We start from the raw sequence: 16,031 nt of genomic DNA, 5'->3' as shown, positions 1-16,031 counted from the left end.
GGGAAACGCCAAGCCCTGTTGGATGCCTCCACAAACAATAAGAATCCACGCTGCGCTTGCCGGATTAGAAGGGTTTGCCAATAATAGGCCCGCAACTTGCAATATTGATCGGTTCACTGTCTTTTGCTCTTGCATGATTCTGCAAGGCTGTCAACGTGCCCGGGCGGCTTTCTCGGTGCTTCTGTAATTAGTTGTCGCATTGAAGAAATATCGGCTTCGGGCCTGTCGTTAGAATGCCGATCACTTGCTCGTCGTTGCCCGTGTTGAATTTCAACACCTGCATCCCAGGACGCAGCAACGCTTTCCGGTTCCACTCATTCGCATATTGGGCTATCGCTCACTCTGCCGTTTTAGCCCTTTACCGATGGAGTCCCAAGATGAAGAAACTCGTGCTGCTTGGCGCCCTGGCTATGTCCGCCGTGCTGTCCCTGCCATCCTTCGCCGATGAAAAACCTCTGAAGATCGGTATCGAAGCGGCTTACCCTCCGTTCGCTTCGAAAGCGCCGGACGGCAGCATCGTGGGTTTCGACTACGACATCGGTAACGCCCTGTGCGAAGAGATGAAGGTCAAGTGCGTGTGGGTTGAACAAGAGTTCGACGGTCTGATCCCTGCGCTGAAGGTGCGCAAGATCGACGCGATCCTGTCGTCCATGTCGATCACTGAAGACCGCAAGAAGTCCGTGGACTTCACCAACAAGTACTACAACACCCCGGCGCGCCTGGTCATGAAGGCCGGTACTCAGGTGGGCGACAACCTGGCTGAGCTCAAGGGCAAGAACATCGGCGTGCAACGTGGTTCGATCCACGAGCGTTTCGCCCGTGAAGTGCTGGCCCCGCTGGGTGCCGAAATCAAGCCTTACGGCTCGCAGAACGAAATTTATCTCGACGTGGCCGCCGGCCGCCTCGACGGCACCGTGGCAGACGCTACCCTGTTGAATGACGGCTTCCTGAAAACCGACGCAGGTAAAGGTTTCGCCTTCGTGGGGCCTGCCTTCACTGACGTCAAATACTTCGGCGACGGCGTGGGTATCGCCGTTCGCAAGGGTGACGCGCTGAAAGACAAGATCAACACCGCGATCGCCGCCATTCGCGAGAACGGCAAGTACAAGCAAATCCAGGACAAGTACTTCGATTTCGACATTTACGGTAAGTAAGTACGTCGCAACGACAAGTCCGAAATGGCGCAAGCAACAGGATCTCTGAGGTTTGCGCCATTTTTTCATCCCAACTTTCGAGGACCTGAATCATGTTGAAAGGCTACGGGGCTGTCATCCTCGATGGCGTTTGGCTGACGCTTCAGCTCGCCTTGTCGTCCATGGCCCTGGCCATTGTCCTGGGCCTGATTGGCGTGGCGCTGCGCCTGTCGCCAGTGCGCTGGCTGGCCTGGCTGGGCGACCTGTATTCCACGGTGATTCGCGGCATTCCAGACCTGGTGCTGATCCTGCTGATTTTCTACGGCGGCCAGGACCTGCTCAACCGCGTCGCGCCGATGCTGGGTTATGACGAATACATTGACCTGAACCCCTTGGCCGCCGGTATCGGCACCCTGGGCTTCATCTTTGGTGCATACCTGTCGGAAACCTTCCGTGGCGCGTTCATGGCGATCCCCAAGGGGCAGGCCGAAGCCGGCATGGCCTACGGCATGAGCAGTTTCCAGGTGTTCTTCCGGGTGTTGGTACCGCAGATGATTCGCCTGGCGATTCCCGGTTTTACCAACAACTGGCTGGTGCTGACCAAGGCCACCGCGCTGATTTCGGTGGTGGGCCTGCAAGACATGATGTTCAAGGCCAAGCAGGCGGCAGATGCTACCCGTGAGCCTTTCACCTTCTTCCTCGCAGTGGCGGCGATGTACCTGGTGATCACCAGTGTCTCGTTGCTGGCATTGCGTCACCTCGAGAAGCGCTACTCGGTAGGCGTAAGGGCGGCTGAGCTATGATCTTCGACTACAACGTCATTTGGGAGGCCTTGCCGCTGTACTTCGGCGGCCTGGTGACCACCCTCAAGTTGCTCGCGCTGTCGCTGTTCTTCGGCCTGCTGTGTGCGTTGCCGCTGGGCCTGATGCGCGTCTCGAAAAACGCCGTGGTCAACATGACGGCGTGGCTCTACACCTACGTGATCCGCGGCACGCCGATGCTGGTGCAGCTGTTCTTGATCTACTACGGCCTGGCACAGTTCGAAGCCGTTCGCGAAAGCTTCTTGTGGCCGTGGCTGTCCAGCGCAACGTTCTGCGCGTGCCTGGCGTTCGCGATCAACACCAGCGCCTACACCGCCGAAATCATCGCCGGCAGCCTGCGCGCTACGCCGAACGGCGAGATCGAAGCAGCCAAGGCCATGGGCATGTCGCGGGTCAAGATGTACAAGCGCATCCTGCTGCCGTCGGCCCTGCGCCGTGCGCTGCCGCAGTACAGCAACGAAGTGATCATGATGTTGCAGACCACCAGCCTGGCGTCCATCGTGACCCTGATCGACATTACCGGTGCTGCGCGCACGGTCAACGCCCAGTTCTACCTGCCGTTCGAGGCGTACATCACCGCCGGCGTGTTCTACCTGTGCCTGACCTTCATCCTGGTGAAGTTGTTCAAGATGGCCGAGCGCCGCTGGCTGGGCTACCTGGCCCCGCGGAAGCACTGATATGGAGCGCATCGATCATGCTTTGCCGTGGAGCCACCTCGGTAGCGAACGCCGGATTTCGGTATTCCGCTTCGGTGGTGGCGAGCGCAAGGCTTACATCCAGGCCAGCCTGCACGCCGATGAATTGCCGGGCATGCGCACCGCCTGGGCCCTGAAGAAGCGCCTGGCCGAACTCGAAGCCCAAGGTCTGTTGAACGGTGTGATCGAGTTGGTGCCGGTGGCCAATCCACTGGGCCTCGGTCAGTTGCTTCAGGGCAATCATCAAGGGCGTTTCGAGGCCGGTAGCGGCAAGAATTTCAATCGGGATTTCGTTGAGTTGAGCGCGCCAGTGGCTGCGCAACTTGATGGGCATCTGGGTGACGATCCGCACGCCAATATTCGTTTGATCCGCCAGGCCATGAGTGATCACCTGGCGGCATTGCCTGAGGCGAGCAGTCAGTTGCAAGGCATGCAGCGTGTTCTGCTCAGCCACGCCTGCACCGCCGATGTGGTGCTGGACCTGCATTGCGATGCCGAAGCCGCGCTGCACATGTACGCCTTGCCACAGCACTGGCCGCAGTGGCGCTCGCTGGCGGCGCACCTGGATGTGAAGGTTGGCTTACTGGCGGAAGATTCCGGCGGCAGCTCCTTCGACGAAGCCTGTTCGCTGCCGTGGCTGCGCCTGTCGCGTCTGTTCCCGGATGCGCAGATTCCGCTGGCGTGCCTGGCGACTACCATTGAATTGGGTGGTCAGGCCGACACCGGTCGCGCGCAATCCGAGGCTCACGCCGAAGGCATCCTGGCGTTCCTCGCCGAGCAAGGCCTGATCAGTGGCGAGTGGCCGAACGCGGCGCACGAACCTTGCGAAGGCCTACCGTTCGAAGGCACCGAACTGCTGTTCGCCCCGCATCCGGGTGTGGTGAGTTTCCTGCGCAAACCCGGTGAATGGGTTGAGGCAGGCGATGAAATTTTCGAAGTGATCGATCCGCTGGCGGATCGGGTCAGCACGGTGTGTGCTGGTACGTCCGGGGTGCTGTTTGCCATTGAACGGCTGCGTTACGCCCAACCCGGTTTCTGGCTGGCCAAGGTGGCGGGGCGCGAAGCGCTACGTCACGGGCGCTTGCTCAACGACTGACTGACTGTTTTTGTGAGAACCGACCGCATGTACAAGCTTGAAGTCCAAGACCTGCATAAACGCTATGGCAGTCACGAAGTGCTCAAGGGCGTGTCCCTGAAAGCGGCGGCCGGCGATGTGATCAGCATCATCGGCTCCAGTGGCTCCGGCAAGAGTACCTTCCTGCGCTGCATCAACCTGCTGGAACAGCCGCACGCCGGCAAGATCCTGCTCAACAACGAAGAGCTGAAGCTGGTGGCGAACAAGGACGGCGCGCTGAAGGCCGCCGACCCGAAACAGCTGCAACGCATGCGTTCGCGTCTGTCGATGGTGTTCCAGCATTTCAACCTGTGGTCGCACATGACCGCGCTGGAAAACATCATGGAAGCGCCGGTTCACGTGCTCGGTGTGTCCAAGGCCGAAGCTCGCGAAAAAGCCGAGCACTACCTGAACAAAGTGGGCGTCGCTCATCGTAAAGATGCTTACCCGGGCCATATGTCCGGCGGCGAACAGCAGCGCGTGGCGATCGCCCGTGCGCTGGCGATGGAACCTGAGGTGATGCTGTTCGACGAACCGACTTCGGCGCTCGACCCGGAACTGGTCGGTGACGTGCTGAAGGTCATGCAGGCCCTGGCCCAGGAAGGCCGGACCATGGTCGTGGTGACCCACGAAATGGGCTTCGCCCGTGAAGTGTCGAACCAGCTGGTGTTCCTGCACAAAGGCGTTGTTGAAGAGAGCGGCAATCCGCGTGAGGTGCTGGTCAATCCACAGTCCGAACGTTTGCAACAGTTCCTTTCGGGTAGCCTGAAGTAATCAAGACTCTCGTTGTGCACCTCGTAGGAGCTGCCGAAGGCTGCGATCTTTTGATGTTGATTGTTCACGTCAAAAGATCGCAGCCTCGTTTCACTCGACAGCTCCTACAGGGGATCTGTGCGGGCTTTTGAGATTTGTGTTCATTTACGGGCTAGCATTGGCCCATGCCTTCATCACTGTTCTTCGCTTCGGATCGCTCGCCCATGACTGCCCATCGAATAGGTTTCCTGATATGGCCCAGCACAAAAGCACTGACGCTGGCGCTGGCTGAGGAGGCCTTGCGGGTTGCCCAGCGTGTGCATCCCGACGTGGTTTATGAGCTGTCGTTCCTGCAGGCCGAACCGCAGGGCGAAGGTCAGTGGCAATTGCCCGGTGAACCCTGGGCCGGCAAGCTCGAAAACTTCCAGAAACTGTTCCTGCTCGCCGATGAGCCGCCGACCAGTCTCGCGCCGGCCCTGAGCAGTGCGCTCAAGCAGTTGGTGCGTGCCGGTTGTGTGATCGGCGGGCTGTCGGCCGGTGTTTATCCGTTGGCGCAACTGGGCTTGCTCGACGGCTACCGCGCTGCGGTGCACTGGCGCTGGCAGGACGACTTCGCCGAACGTTTTCCGAAAGTCATCGCCACCAGTCATCTGTTCGATTGGGATCGCGATCGCCTGACCGCCTGTGGCGGCATGTCAGTGCTCGACTTGCTGTTGGCGGTACTGGCTCGCGATCACGGCGCCGAACTGGCCGGCGCGGTGTCGGAAGAATTGGTGGTCGAGCGTATTCGCGAAGGCGGTGAGCGCCAACGCATCCCATTGCAGAACCGCCTGGGCTCCAGTCATCCTAAGCTCACCCAGGCGGTGCTGCTGATGGAAGCGAACATTGAAGAGCCGCTGACCACCGACGAAATTGCCCAGCATGTGTGCGTGTCTCGTCGACAACTGGAACGGATCTTCAAGCAATACCTCAACCGCGTGCCGAGCCAGTACTACCTGGAACTTCGCCTGAACAAGGCGCGGCAGATGTTGATGCAAACCAGCAAGTCGATCATCCAGATCGGCCTGTCCTGTGGTTTCTCTTCGGGCCCGCACTTCTCCAGCGCCTACCGCAATTTCTTCGGCGCCACGCCGCGCGAAGATCGTAACCAGCGGCGCAGCAGCAGCCCGTTCGAATTGTCGTCGGTTCCGTCGGAACGCGGCTAATCCCAGCACAAAAGGCCATGGCATTGTTCCCATGGCCTTTTGCATTCAAGCCCTCATCTCCATGTCCGCATTTGCGCAATCAACCCGCAGTAGAGAGTCGGGGTGGGCGGGTGCCGCAAATCAAATCCCCGCAACCCTGCCGTTAACCCGGTCGGCCAGTTAAACTGCGCCTTTGCGACCCTATTTGTCGCATTGCCATAAACCCGGGCAAAACCGGGTTTGGCGCTATAAGAAGTTGTCGCTTGGCGGCAAGGCCGGGCTGAAAACTGTCCTTACAATCCTCACCAAGCTCGCCAGTTTCAGGCGAGTGTTTTCTCTTCAGGAGACTCCGATGTCCGTTGAGCACGCTGCGGTAGAACGCGCCGATTTCGATCAGGTAATGGTTCCCAACTATGCGCCAGCCGCCTTCATTCCCGTGCGTGGCGCCGGTTCCCGCGTTTGGGACCAGTCCGGTCGCGAGCTGGTCGACTTCGCCGGCGGGATCGCCGTCAACGTATTGGGCCACGCACATCCGGCGCTGGTCGGTGCCTTGACCGAGCAGGCCAACAAGCTGTGGCACGTGTCCAACGTGTTCACCAATGAGCCGGCCCTGCGCCTGGCCCATAAGCTGGTCGATGCCACCTTTGCCGAGCGTGCTTTCTTCTGCAACTCTGGCGCCGAAGCCAACGAAGCGGCCTTCAAGCTGGCCCGTCGTGTCGGTTTCGACCGCTTCGGCAGCGAGAAGTACGAGATCATCGCCGCGCTCAACAGCTTCCACGGCCGTACCCTGTTCACCGTGAACGTCGGTGGCCAGTCGAAGTACTCCGATGGCTTCGGTCCGAAAATCACCGGTATCACCCATGTGCCGTACAACGACCTGGCCGCGCTAAAAGCTGCCATTTCCGACAAGACCTGCGCCGTGGTACTGGAGCCGATCCAGGGTGAGAGCGGTGTGATCCCGGCGGAACTCGAATACCTGCAAGGTGCCCGCGAACTCTGCACCGCGCACAACGCGCTGTTGATCTTCGACGAAGTGCAAACCGGCATGGGCCGTACCGGCCATCTGTTTGCCTATCAGCATTACGGCGTGATTCCGGACATCCTGACCAGCGCCAAGAGCCTGGGCGGCGGTTTCCCGATCGCGGCAATGCTGACCACCGAAGACCTGGCCAAGCATCTGGTTGTCGGCACCCACGGCACCACCTACGGCGGCAACCCGCTGGCGTGCGCAGTCGCCGAAGCCGTGATCGATGTGATCAACACACCCCAAGTGCTGGCCGGCGTCAATGCCAAGCACGACAAGTTCAAGGCACGCCTTGAGCAGATCGGCGAGAAGTACGGTCTGTTCACCCAGGTTCGTGGCCTGGGGCTGTTGATCGGTTGCGTACTGAGCGATGCCTGGAAAGGCAAGGCCAAGGACATTTTCAACGCCGCTGAAAAAGAAGGCCTGATGGTGCTGCAAGCCGGCCCGGACGTGGTGCGTTTCGCGCCAAGCCTGGTGGTCGAAGACGCGGACATCGACGAAGGTCTGGACCGTTTCGAACGTGCCGCGGCAAAACTGACGCAAGCCTGATAGACCCTTCGACGCCTGCAAGTCAGGCGTCGAACCCAAATTTTTATGCCGGGCCCGTTTTTTATGTGGGAGCGAGCCTGCTCGCGAAGGTGTTTCAGTCGACATCAATGTTGCTGACATACCTTCGCGAGCAGGCTCGCTCCCACAAGGGTCCGGCTTATTTTCCTCAAGAGTATGAGAAAGGAGTGACACCATGCTGGTGATGCGCCCCGCGCAAATGGCTGATCTGGGCGAGGTACAGCGTCTGGCTGCGGACAGCCCGATTGGTGTCACTTCCTTGCCGGATGACGTTGAACGCCTGAGCGACAAGATCGCCGCGAGCGAAGCCTCGTTCGCTGCCGAAGTCAGCTTCAACGGTGAAGAGAGCTATTTCTTCGTACTTGAAGACACGGCCACCGGCAAGTTGGTGGGCTGTTCGGCGATCGTCGCCTCGGCGGGTTATTCCGAACCGTTCTACAGTTTCCGTAATGAAACCTTCGTGCACGCCTCCCGCGAGCTGAAGATTCATAACAAGATCCACGTGCTCTCGCAGTGCCACGACCTCACGGGCAACAGCCTGTTGACCAGTTTCTACGTGCAGCGTGAGCTGGTGGGTTCACCGTGGGCCGAGCTCAACTCGCGTGGCCGCTTGCTGTTCGTGGCCAGCCACCCGGAGCGCTTTGCCGATTCAGTGGTGACTGAGATTGTCGGCTACAGCGACGAAAATGGCGATTCGCCGTTCTGGGATGCCATCGGCCGCAACTTCTTCGATCTCAACTACGCCGAAGCCGAGCGTCTGTGCGGTCTGAAGAGCCGGACCTTCCTCGCCGAGCTGATGCCGCACTACCCGATCTACGTCCCGCTGCTGCCGGACTCCGCTCAGGAAGCCATGGGCCAGGTGCACCCTCGGGCGCAGATCACCTTCGACATCCTGATGCGCGAAGGCTTCGAAACCGATCACTACATCGACATCTTCGATGGCGGCCCGACCCTGCATGCCCGTGTCTCGGGGATCCGTTCGATCGCCCAGAGCCGCGTGGTGCCGGTGAAAATCGGTGAGCCGGTCAAGGGTGCCGGTCGACAATACCTGGTGGCCAATGCCCAGTTGCAGGATTACCGCGCAATCATGCTCGAGCTCGATTACGCGCCGGGCAAGCCCGTGACCCTGGATCTGGAAGCGGCCGAAACCCTGGGTGTCGGTGAAGGTGCGAGCGTGCGCCTGGTGGCGGTTTAACGCCTGCTTGAAAAAAATGCCTGAAAAGCAGCGAGTTTCACGGGTGGCGCAAGCGGCCCGTTTGAGGAGATAGCATGATCGTTCGTCCCGTACGCAGCAGCGATTTACCCGCTCTGATCGACCTGGCCCGCAGCACCGGCACCGGCCTGACCACCTTGCCGGCCAACGAAGAGCGTCTGGCCCACCGGGTCGGTTGGGCTGAGAAGACCTTCCGTGGCGAAGCCGGGCGAGCCGATGCGGACTACCTGTTCGTGCTCGAAGACGACAATGGTCGCGTGGTGGGCATTTCCGCCATCGCTGGCGCCGTGGGCCTGCGTGAGCCCTGGTACAACTTCCGGGTCGGCCTGACGGTCAGTGCTTCGCAAGAGTTGAACATCTACCGTGAAATCCCGACGCTGTTCCTGGCCAACGACCTGACCGGCAATTCCGAGCTGTGCTCGCTGTTCCTGCATGCCGATTACCGCAGTGGCCTCAATGGCCGCATGCTGTCCAAGGCGCGGATGCTGTTCATCGCCGAGTTCCCGCAACTGTTTGGCAACAAGATCATTGCCGAGATGCGCGGGGTTTCCGATGAAGCCGGGCGATCACCGTTCTGGGAAAGCCTGGGTCGGCACTTCTTCAAGATGGAATTCAGTCAGGCTGACTATCTGACCGGCGTGGGCAACAAGGCCTTCATTGCCGAGCTGATGCCGAAGTTTCCGCTGTACACCTGCTTCCTGTCGCCCGATGCGCGCAACGTGATTGGCCAGGTGCACCCGGACACCGAGCCGGCGCTGGCCATGCTCAAGAGCGAAGGTTTCAGCTACCAGGGCTACGTTGACATCTTCGACGCGGGCCCAGCCATCGAGTGCGAAACCGGCAAGATCCGAGCCGTACGCGACAGCCAGGCGCTGGTGCTGGCTATCGGCACGCCGGGTGACGACGCCACGCCGTTCATCATTCACAACCGCAAGCGCGAAGACTGCCGCATCACTGCCGCTCCGGCACGTCTGGCCGCCGGCACGCTGGTGGTCGACCCGCTGACCGCCAAACGTCTTCAACTCAACGCAGGCGATCAAGTGCGCGCCGTGGCGTTGTCTGCTGCTCGGGAGTCGAAATAATGAAATCGCTATACATCGCAGGTGAATGGCTGGCAGGTCAGGGCGAAGCCTTTGAGTCGCTGAACCCGGTGACCCAGCAAGTCCTTTGGTCTGGCAACGGTGCCACCGCGGATCAGGTCGAATCGGCGGTACAGGCTGCGCGTCAGGCGTTCCCGGGCTGGGCCCGTCGCCCCCTGCAAGAACGTATTTCGGTGTTGGAAGCCTTTGCCGCAGCGCTGAAAAATCACGCGGACGAACTGGCGCATGCCATCGGTGAGGAAACCGGCAAGCCCCTGTGGGAAGCCGCCACCGAAGTCACCAGCATGGTCAACAAGATTGCGATCTCGGTGCAGAGCTACCGTGAGCGCACTGGCGAGAAGAGCGGCCCGCTGGGCGACGCCACCGCCGTGCTGCGCCACAAACCGCACGGTGTGGTGGCGGTGTTCGGGCCCTACAATTTCCCTGGGCACTTGCCGAACGGGCACATCGTGCCGGCCTTGCTGGCCGGTAACTGTGTGCTGTTCAAGCCAAGTGAGCTGACGCCGAAAGTCGCCGAACTGACGGTCAAGTGCTGGATCGAGGCCGGTTTGCCGGCGGGCGTGCTGAACCTGCTGCAGGGCGCTCGCGAAACCGGTATCGCCCTGGCGGCGAACCCGGGCATCGACGGCCTGTTCTTCACGGGTTCCAGCCGTACCGGCAATCACCTGCACCAGCAATTTGCCGGTCGTCCGGACAAGATCCTTGCCCTGGAGATGGGGGGTAACAATCCGCTGGTGGTGGATCAGGTCGCCGATCTCGATGCCGCTGTCTACACCATTATCCAGTCGGCGTTCATCTCCGCCGGCCAGCGCTGCACCTGTGCCCGCCGCTTGCTGGTGCCGCAGGGCGCCTGGGGCGACACATTGCTGGCGCGCCTGGTGGCGGTCAGCTCGACGATTGAAGTCGGCGCGTTCGATCAGCAACCGGCGCCTTTCATGGGCTCGGTGATTTCCCTCGGCGCGGCTAAAGCGTTGATGGATGCCCAGGAGCATTTGCTGGCCAACGGCGCCGTGGCGCTGCTGGAAATGACTCAGCCGCAAGCGCAGTCCGCCTTGCTGACCCCGGGCATTCTGGACGTCACGGCAGTCGCTGAGCGCCCGGACGAAGAGCTGTTCGGCCCGTTGCTGCAAGTGATCCGCTACGCTGATTTTGAAGCGGCGATCGTTGAAGCCAACGACACCGAATACGGCCTGGCCGCCGGGCTGTTGTCGGATTCCGAAGCGCGCTACCAGCAGTTCTGGCTGGAAAGCCGCGCCGGTATCGTCAACTGGAACAAGCAATTGACCGGCGCGGCCAGCAGCGCGCCATTCGGTGGCGTCGGCGCCTCGGGCAACCACCGCGCCAGCGCCTACTATGCGGCGGATTACTGCGCATACCCGGTGGCCTCACTGGAAACCCCGAGCCTGGTGTTGCCGGCGGCCCTCACGCCTGGCGTGAAAATGGCGTGATGCCATTCGCGAGCAGGCTCGCTCCCACATTGGAATGTATGTCCCTGTGGGAGCGAGCCTGCTCGCGAAGGTCGCCACGCGGTCTTACTCAATTGTTACCAGAAGCCTATAACAAACAGATTCTCGTGGAGCCTCGCTGATGAAATCCTATGAAGTCAATTTTGACGGTCTAGTGGGGCCGACCCATAACTACGGCGGCCTGTCCTACGGTAACGTCGCGTCCCAGAGCAACAGCCAGCAGTCTTCCAATCCGAAGGAAGCGGCGCTGCAAGGCCTGGCGAAGATGAAAGCGCTGATGGAAATGGGTTTCCAGCAAGGCGTATTGGCCCCGCAGGAGCGCCCGGACGTGGCTGCCCTGCGTCGCCTCGGTTTCAGCGGTACCGACGCTCAAGTCATCGAGCGCGCCGCCAAGGAAGCCATGCCATTGCTGGTCGCCAGCTGCTCGGCTTCGAGCATGTGGGTGGCCAACGCGGCCACCGTCAGCCCGAGCGCCGACACCGCGGATGGCCGCGTGCATTTCACCGCCGCCAACCTCAACTGCAAGTACCACCGCAGCATCGAGCACCCGACCACCAGTCGCGTGTTGGGCGCCATGTTCGCCGACCAGAAGCACTTCGCCCACCACGCCGCGCTGCCGGCCGTGGCGCAGTTCGGTGACGAAGGCGCGGCCAACCACACGCGTTTCTGCCGTGAATACGGCGAAGCCGGTGTCGAATTCTTCGTGTTCGGTCGCAGTGCTTTCGACACCCGCTACCCGGCACCGCAGAAATACCCGGCGCGCCAGACTCTCGAAGCGTCGCAGGCAGTCGCTCGCCTGCACGGCCTGAGCGATGACGGCGTGGTCTACGCCCAGCAGAACCCGTCGGTGATCGACCAGGGCGTGTTCCACAATGACGTGATCGCGGTCGGTAACGGTGAAGTGCTGTTCTATCACGAGGACGCTTTCCTCGAGACCGAGAAAATGCTCGCCGAACTGCAGAGCAAACTCGCCAAGGTCGGTGGGAAATTTCAATCGATCTGTGTACCGCGTTCCGCGGTAACCGTCGAAGACGCGGTGCGTTCCTACCTGTTCAATAGCCAGTTGCTGTCGCGTCCTGACGGTTCCATGCTGTTGATCGTGCCGGAAGAATGCCGTGGCAACGAGCGCGTATGGCAATACCTGCAGGGTTTGACCAGCTCCGGCGGCCAGATCAGCGAAGTGAAAGTCTTCGATCTCAAGCAGAGCATGCAGAACGGCGGTGGGCCTGCCTGCCTGAGGTTGCGTGTTGCGCTCAACGAAACCGAGCTGGCGGCCGTCAACCCAGGCGTTATCATGACGGCACCGTTGTACGGCACCCTGACCGAATGGGTCGAGAAGCACTACCGCGACCGCATGACCGAAAACGATCTGGCGGACCCGCAATTGCTGCTCGAGTGCCGGACGGCACTGGATGAACTGACGCAAATCCTTAAACTGGGCGCGGTTTATCCATTCCAGATCAATTGATCGACGGCGCGTTGTCATGCACGACGGCGCGCCGCTTCATCTCCACTGAGAGCGTAAAAGACATGAGCGACAAACTGCAGCTGATCCTTGAAGACACCGACGGCACGCAACTGGAAACGTCCTGCACCCGCGTCGCGGTCATGTGGCAAGGCAAAGAGCTGTGGATCCAGCACGATGGTCGTGGCCAATTGCTGATCGGCGTGGACGTCGAAGAAGGCGATGCCGAATACGCCAACCTGCTGTTGCGCCCATTGGCGACTAATCTGGTAAGTCTGCAACTGGAGATGGAACCGGCTGACCTCGGCGACGACGAGGAACACGTTCACGGCCCGGATTGCAATCACGACCATTAAGGAAACCGCTCTATGCTCGCCCTCGGCAAACTGCTTGAACTGACCCTCGCCGGCCGCGAACCGGCGGAGAAGACTCAACTGACTGTCGAAGGCGTGCGCATGCGCTGGTTGAGCGAAGGTGCGCTGGAAGTGCGACCGCCGCAAGCCCGTGATAATGGCCTGGACCTGCTTTTATCGGCCGGTATCCACGGCAACGAAACAGCGCCGATCGAACTGCTCGATCGCCTGTTGCATGACATCGCCCGCGGCGACCTGAAGCCGCGTGCCCGCATTCTGTTCCTGTTCGGTAACCCTGAAGCCATTCGCAAGGGCGAGCGTTTCGTCGAGCAGGACGTCAATCGGCTGTTCAATGGCCGTCACGAACAAAGCAGTGGCTCCGAAGCGCTGCGCGCCTGTGAGCTGGAGCGTCTGGCGGCCAGTTTCTTCAGCCTGCCGGATCGTCAGCGACTGCACTATGATTTGCACACGGCGATTCGCGGCTCGAAAATCGAACAGTTCGCCTTGTACCCCTGGAAGGAAGATCGCCAGCATTCACGCCAGGAACTGGCCCGGCTTCGCGCCGCAGGCATGGAGGCGGTGCTGTTGCAGAACAAGCCGTCCATCGTCTTCAGTTCCTATACCTACGACAAGCTCGGAGCCGAGTCCTTTACCCTCGAACTGGGCAAGGCGCGACCGTTCGGGCAGAACGACGGGGTGAACGTTTCCTTGCTGGAAAACCGTCTCAAACAGATCATCGAAGGCACCGAGCCGGAGTTGGCGGAAGAGGCGTTGGACGGTTTGCAGCTGTTCAGCGTGGCACGGGAAATCATCAAGCACAGCGACAACTTCCGCCTGAACCTGCCAGTGGATATCGAGAACTTTTCGGAGCTGGAAGTGGGTTACCTGCTGGCGGAAGACATCGCCAATACCCGCTGGATCATCGAGGAGGAGGGTGCCCGGATCATCTTCCCGAACCCCAAGGTGAAGAATGGCCTGCGTGCCGGCATCCTGATCGTGCCGACCACCGACGAAAACCTCGCCTAAGGACAACACAAAACCACTGTGGGAGCGAGCCTGCTCGCGATTTATCCGAGAGTGCCGCGGGGAGCCAGACTTCCCGCGTAATCGTTGACGACCATCGCGAGCAGGCTCGCTCCCACAGGTTCAGTGTTTAGACAGCTACGGCGCGCGGTTCAGTGCGACGCAGGCTACGGATCTTCATCAGCGTATCCGCGCACGTCTTCGCTGCTTCCTGTCCCTTATGCACGAAATGCTCGAAGAAGAACTTATGATGCAGTTCTTCACCCGCGTGAAAGTGGTGCGGGGTCAGCGATACCGAGAACACTGGCACTTCCGTTTCCAGTTGCACCTGCATCAGGCCGCTGACGACCGACTGGGCGACGAACTCGTGGCGGTAGATCCCGCCGTCAACCACCAGGGCTGCCGCGACGATGCCGGCATAACGGCCGGTCTTGGCCAGCAACTTGGCGTGCAGGGGCATTTCAAAGGCGCCGCCGACTTCGAAGAAATCGATGTCGGACTCCTGATAACCCTGGGCAATCATTTCAGCGACGAAGCCTTTACGGCTCTGGTCGACAATGTCCTTGTGCCAGCAGGCCTGGATGAACGCAACGCGTTCGCCATGGTGGTGTTTGCTTTTGCTGTCGATTGCGGTGGGTTGCATGTTCTGATTCCTGTTTGTGTGAAAAACAGGGCTTATGAATCGAATGGGATTTAAGGGTATGCACGCTCGCACGAGTGCCTGCGGACAGCCCTTTGGCGCCAATCCCGTTCTCTCTTCATCCGGACTATGACCGTCGGCCCCGGAATCACACCGGGTCTGCTGACCTTGTCGCCATGCACGGCAAAAGCCGTGCCTGTCACCAAGCGCTCGCGGGCTATGCGTGTTGCACGCAATTACCGCCGGTGGGGAGTTGCACCCCGCCCTGAGAACGTTTTGCCGCCAGATTGTTAGGCGGCGAAGCTTTTTTATCACATATTTCTCATCTGTGCATGGCTGCTATCCGATGATTGCTATCGACTTTTTCGTCGAAACAGCAAGTCGATTGCTGCCCAAGGGTTGAATATTGGTCGGCATGACCGCAGTACTTCCCGTCTGAAAGGGATTTCCCCCTGCTAACCGAGGCCAGATTCATGAGCGTTATCGATCTTCGCAGCGACACCGTCACCCAACCCACCCCTGGCATGCTCGAGGCGATGGCCACCGCCGTCACCGGTGACGACGTGTATGGCGAAGACCCGACGGTCAATCGACTGGAAGCCGAGCTGGCAAATCGCCTGGGTTTTGCTGCCGCACTGTTCGTCCCGACGGGCACCATGAGCAACCTGCTGGGCTTGATGGCCCATTGCGAGCGCGGTGACGAATACATCGTCGGCCAGCAGGCTCACACCTATAAGTACGAAGGTGGCGGGGCGGCGGTACTTGGCTCGATCCAGCCACAGCCGCTGGAAGTACAGGCCGATGGCTCGCTGGACCTTGCGCAGGTCGCGGCGGCGATCAAGCCGGACGACTTCCATTTTGCCCGCACCCGTTTGCTGGCGCTGGAAAACACCATGCAGGGCAAGGTCCTGCCCCTCGAATACCTGGCACGGGCGCGCAACTTTACCCGCGAACACGGGTTGCAACTGCATCTGGACGGTGCGCGGCTCTACAACGCGGCGGTCAAGCTGGGTGTCGATGCGCGGGAAATCACCCGGCATTTCGATTCCGTCTCGGTGTGCCTGTCAAAAGGCCTGGGCGCACCGGTGGGTTCGGTGTTGTGCGGTTCGGCAGAGCTGATCGGCAAGGCACGGCGCCTGCGCAAGATGGTCGGCGGCGGCATGCGCCAGGCCGGGATCCTGGCGGCGGCGGGCCTGTACGCGCTGGACCACAACGTCCAGCGCCTGGCTGACGACCACGCCAACGCCCAATTGCTGGCGCAAGGCCTGCGTGCAGCAGGTTTCGAGGTCGAGCCGGTGCAGACCAACATGGTGTACGTCGCCATGGGCGACAGGGCCGAAGCACTCAAGTCATTCGCCGCCGAACGCGGGATCAAGCTCAGTGCTGCCGCTCGTCTGCGCATGGTCACGCACATGGACGTCAGCGCTACGCAAATCGAGCAGGTCGTCGCGACATTCGTCGACTTTTCCAGTAAGTGATA

General features: G+C 60.5%; 15 protein-coding genes and 1 riboswitch. Of the genes, 14 read left to right on the top strand and 1 reads right to left on the bottom strand.

The genetic code is table 11. From position 1 onward, the window contains the following. Positions 1 to 377 precede the first annotated feature (377 nt). The 13 genes from HGP31_RS24755 (at position 378) to astE (ending at position 13,914) form a co-directional block, all read left to right on the top strand. Complete coding sequence (locus tag HGP31_RS24755) at positions 378 to 1,154, top strand: ABC transporter substrate-binding protein (RefSeq protein ID WP_020800770.1); 777 nt, start codon at positions 378 to 380, stop codon at positions 1,152 to 1,154. Between the two features lie 92 nt (positions 1,155 to 1,246). Further along, complete coding sequence (locus tag HGP31_RS24750) at positions 1,247 to 1,936, top strand: ABC transporter permease (RefSeq protein ID WP_008058010.1); 690 nt, start codon at positions 1,247 to 1,249, stop codon at positions 1,934 to 1,936. Continuing rightward, the gene (locus HGP31_RS24745) at positions 1,933 to 2,631 is read left to right on the top strand and encodes an ABC transporter permease (RefSeq protein WP_020800771.1); all 699 of its coding nucleotides are present in this window, start codon (positions 1,933 to 1,935) and stop codon (positions 2,629 to 2,631) included. Before HGP31_RS24750 ends, HGP31_RS24745 begins: the two co-directional genes overlap by 4 nt. A 1-nt stretch (position 2,632) precedes the next feature. Continuing rightward, positions 2,633 to 3,745 carry a M14 family metallopeptidase gene (locus HGP31_RS24740; protein ID WP_020800772.1) on the top strand — a complete coding sequence of 371 codons (1,113 nt, stop codon included), beginning with the start codon at positions 2,633 to 2,635 and terminating at the stop codon, positions 3,743 to 3,745. A 27-nt stretch (positions 3,746 to 3,772) separates the two neighbouring features. After that, complete coding sequence (locus HGP31_RS24735) at positions 3,773 to 4,537, top strand: ABC transporter ATP-binding protein (protein WP_007971015.1); 765 nt, start codon at positions 3,773 to 3,775, stop codon at positions 4,535 to 4,537. 203 nt (positions 4,538 to 4,740) lie between these two features. Next, positions 4,741 to 5,721 carry a transcriptional regulator ArgR gene (argR, locus tag HGP31_RS24730; RefSeq protein ID WP_033043292.1) on the top strand — a complete coding sequence of 327 codons (981 nt, stop codon included), beginning with the start codon at positions 4,741 to 4,743 and terminating at the stop codon, positions 5,719 to 5,721. Between the two features lie 331 nt (positions 5,722 to 6,052). Continuing rightward, positions 6,053 to 7,273 carry an aspartate aminotransferase family protein gene (locus HGP31_RS24725; RefSeq protein ID WP_020800774.1) on the top strand — a complete coding sequence of 407 codons (1,221 nt, stop codon included), beginning with the start codon at positions 6,053 to 6,055 and terminating at the stop codon, positions 7,271 to 7,273. Positions 7,274 to 7,466: 193 nt separating this feature from the next. Beyond that, positions 7,467 to 8,486, top strand: coding sequence for an arginine/ornithine succinyltransferase subunit alpha (aruF, locus tag HGP31_RS24720; RefSeq protein WP_020800776.1), 1,020 nt, complete (start codon positions 7,467 to 7,469; stop codon positions 8,484 to 8,486). Positions 8,487 to 8,560: 74 nt separating this feature from the next. Continuing rightward, positions 8,561 to 9,586 carry an arginine N-succinyltransferase gene (gene astA / locus HGP31_RS24715; protein ID WP_020800777.1) on the top strand — a complete coding sequence of 342 codons (1,026 nt, stop codon included), beginning with the start codon at positions 8,561 to 8,563 and terminating at the stop codon, positions 9,584 to 9,586. Beyond that, complete coding sequence (gene astD, locus HGP31_RS24710) at positions 9,583 to 11,052, top strand: succinylglutamate-semialdehyde dehydrogenase (protein ID WP_168759225.1); 1,470 nt, start codon at positions 9,583 to 9,585, stop codon at positions 11,050 to 11,052. The genes astA and astD overlap by 4 nt, the downstream gene beginning before the upstream one ends. Positions 11,053 to 11,191: 139 nt before the next feature. Beyond that, positions 11,192 to 12,538: an N-succinylarginine dihydrolase gene (astB, locus tag HGP31_RS24705; protein ID WP_110755158.1), complete on the top strand. Its 1,347-nt coding sequence runs from the start codon at positions 11,192 to 11,194 to the stop codon at positions 12,536 to 12,538. Between the two features lie 62 nt (positions 12,539 to 12,600). Beyond that, entirely contained in the window at positions 12,601 to 12,891 is a 291-nt protein-coding gene (locus HGP31_RS24700; protein WP_008057983.1) for a hypothetical protein, read from the top strand. Positions 12,892 to 12,903: 12 nt separating this feature from the next. Beyond that, positions 12,904 to 13,914: a succinylglutamate desuccinylase gene (gene astE / locus HGP31_RS24695; protein WP_020800780.1), complete on the top strand. Its 1,011-nt coding sequence runs from the start codon at positions 12,904 to 12,906 to the stop codon at positions 13,912 to 13,914. Positions 13,915 to 14,041: 127 nt separating this feature from the next. Here the strand turns inward: astE and HGP31_RS24690 are convergent, their stop codons facing one another. Then, on the bottom strand, positions 14,042 to 14,554 hold the full coding sequence (locus HGP31_RS24690; RefSeq protein ID WP_020800781.1) for a 6,7-dimethyl-8-ribityllumazine synthase: 513 nt from the start codon (positions 14,552 to 14,554) through the stop codon (positions 14,042 to 14,044). A 102-nt stretch (positions 14,555 to 14,656) separates the two neighbouring features. Then, a riboswitch (FMN riboswitch) is annotated at positions 14,657 to 14,828 on the bottom strand. 196 nt (positions 14,829 to 15,024) lie between these two features. Between HGP31_RS24690 and ltaE the strand changes: the two genes are divergently transcribed. Continuing rightward, positions 15,025 to 16,029, top strand: coding sequence for a low-specificity L-threonine aldolase (ltaE, locus tag HGP31_RS24685; RefSeq protein ID WP_033044644.1), 1,005 nt, complete (start codon positions 15,025 to 15,027; stop codon positions 16,027 to 16,029). The last annotated feature ends 2 nt before the right edge of the window (positions 16,030 to 16,031 follow it).

This window comes from Pseudomonas umsongensis, from assembly GCF_012647205.1.
GTDB lineage: Bacteria > Pseudomonadota > Gammaproteobacteria > Pseudomonadales > Pseudomonadaceae > Aquipseudomonas > Aquipseudomonas umsongensis.
This window is presented reverse-complemented; position numbering and strand designations above follow the sequence as displayed.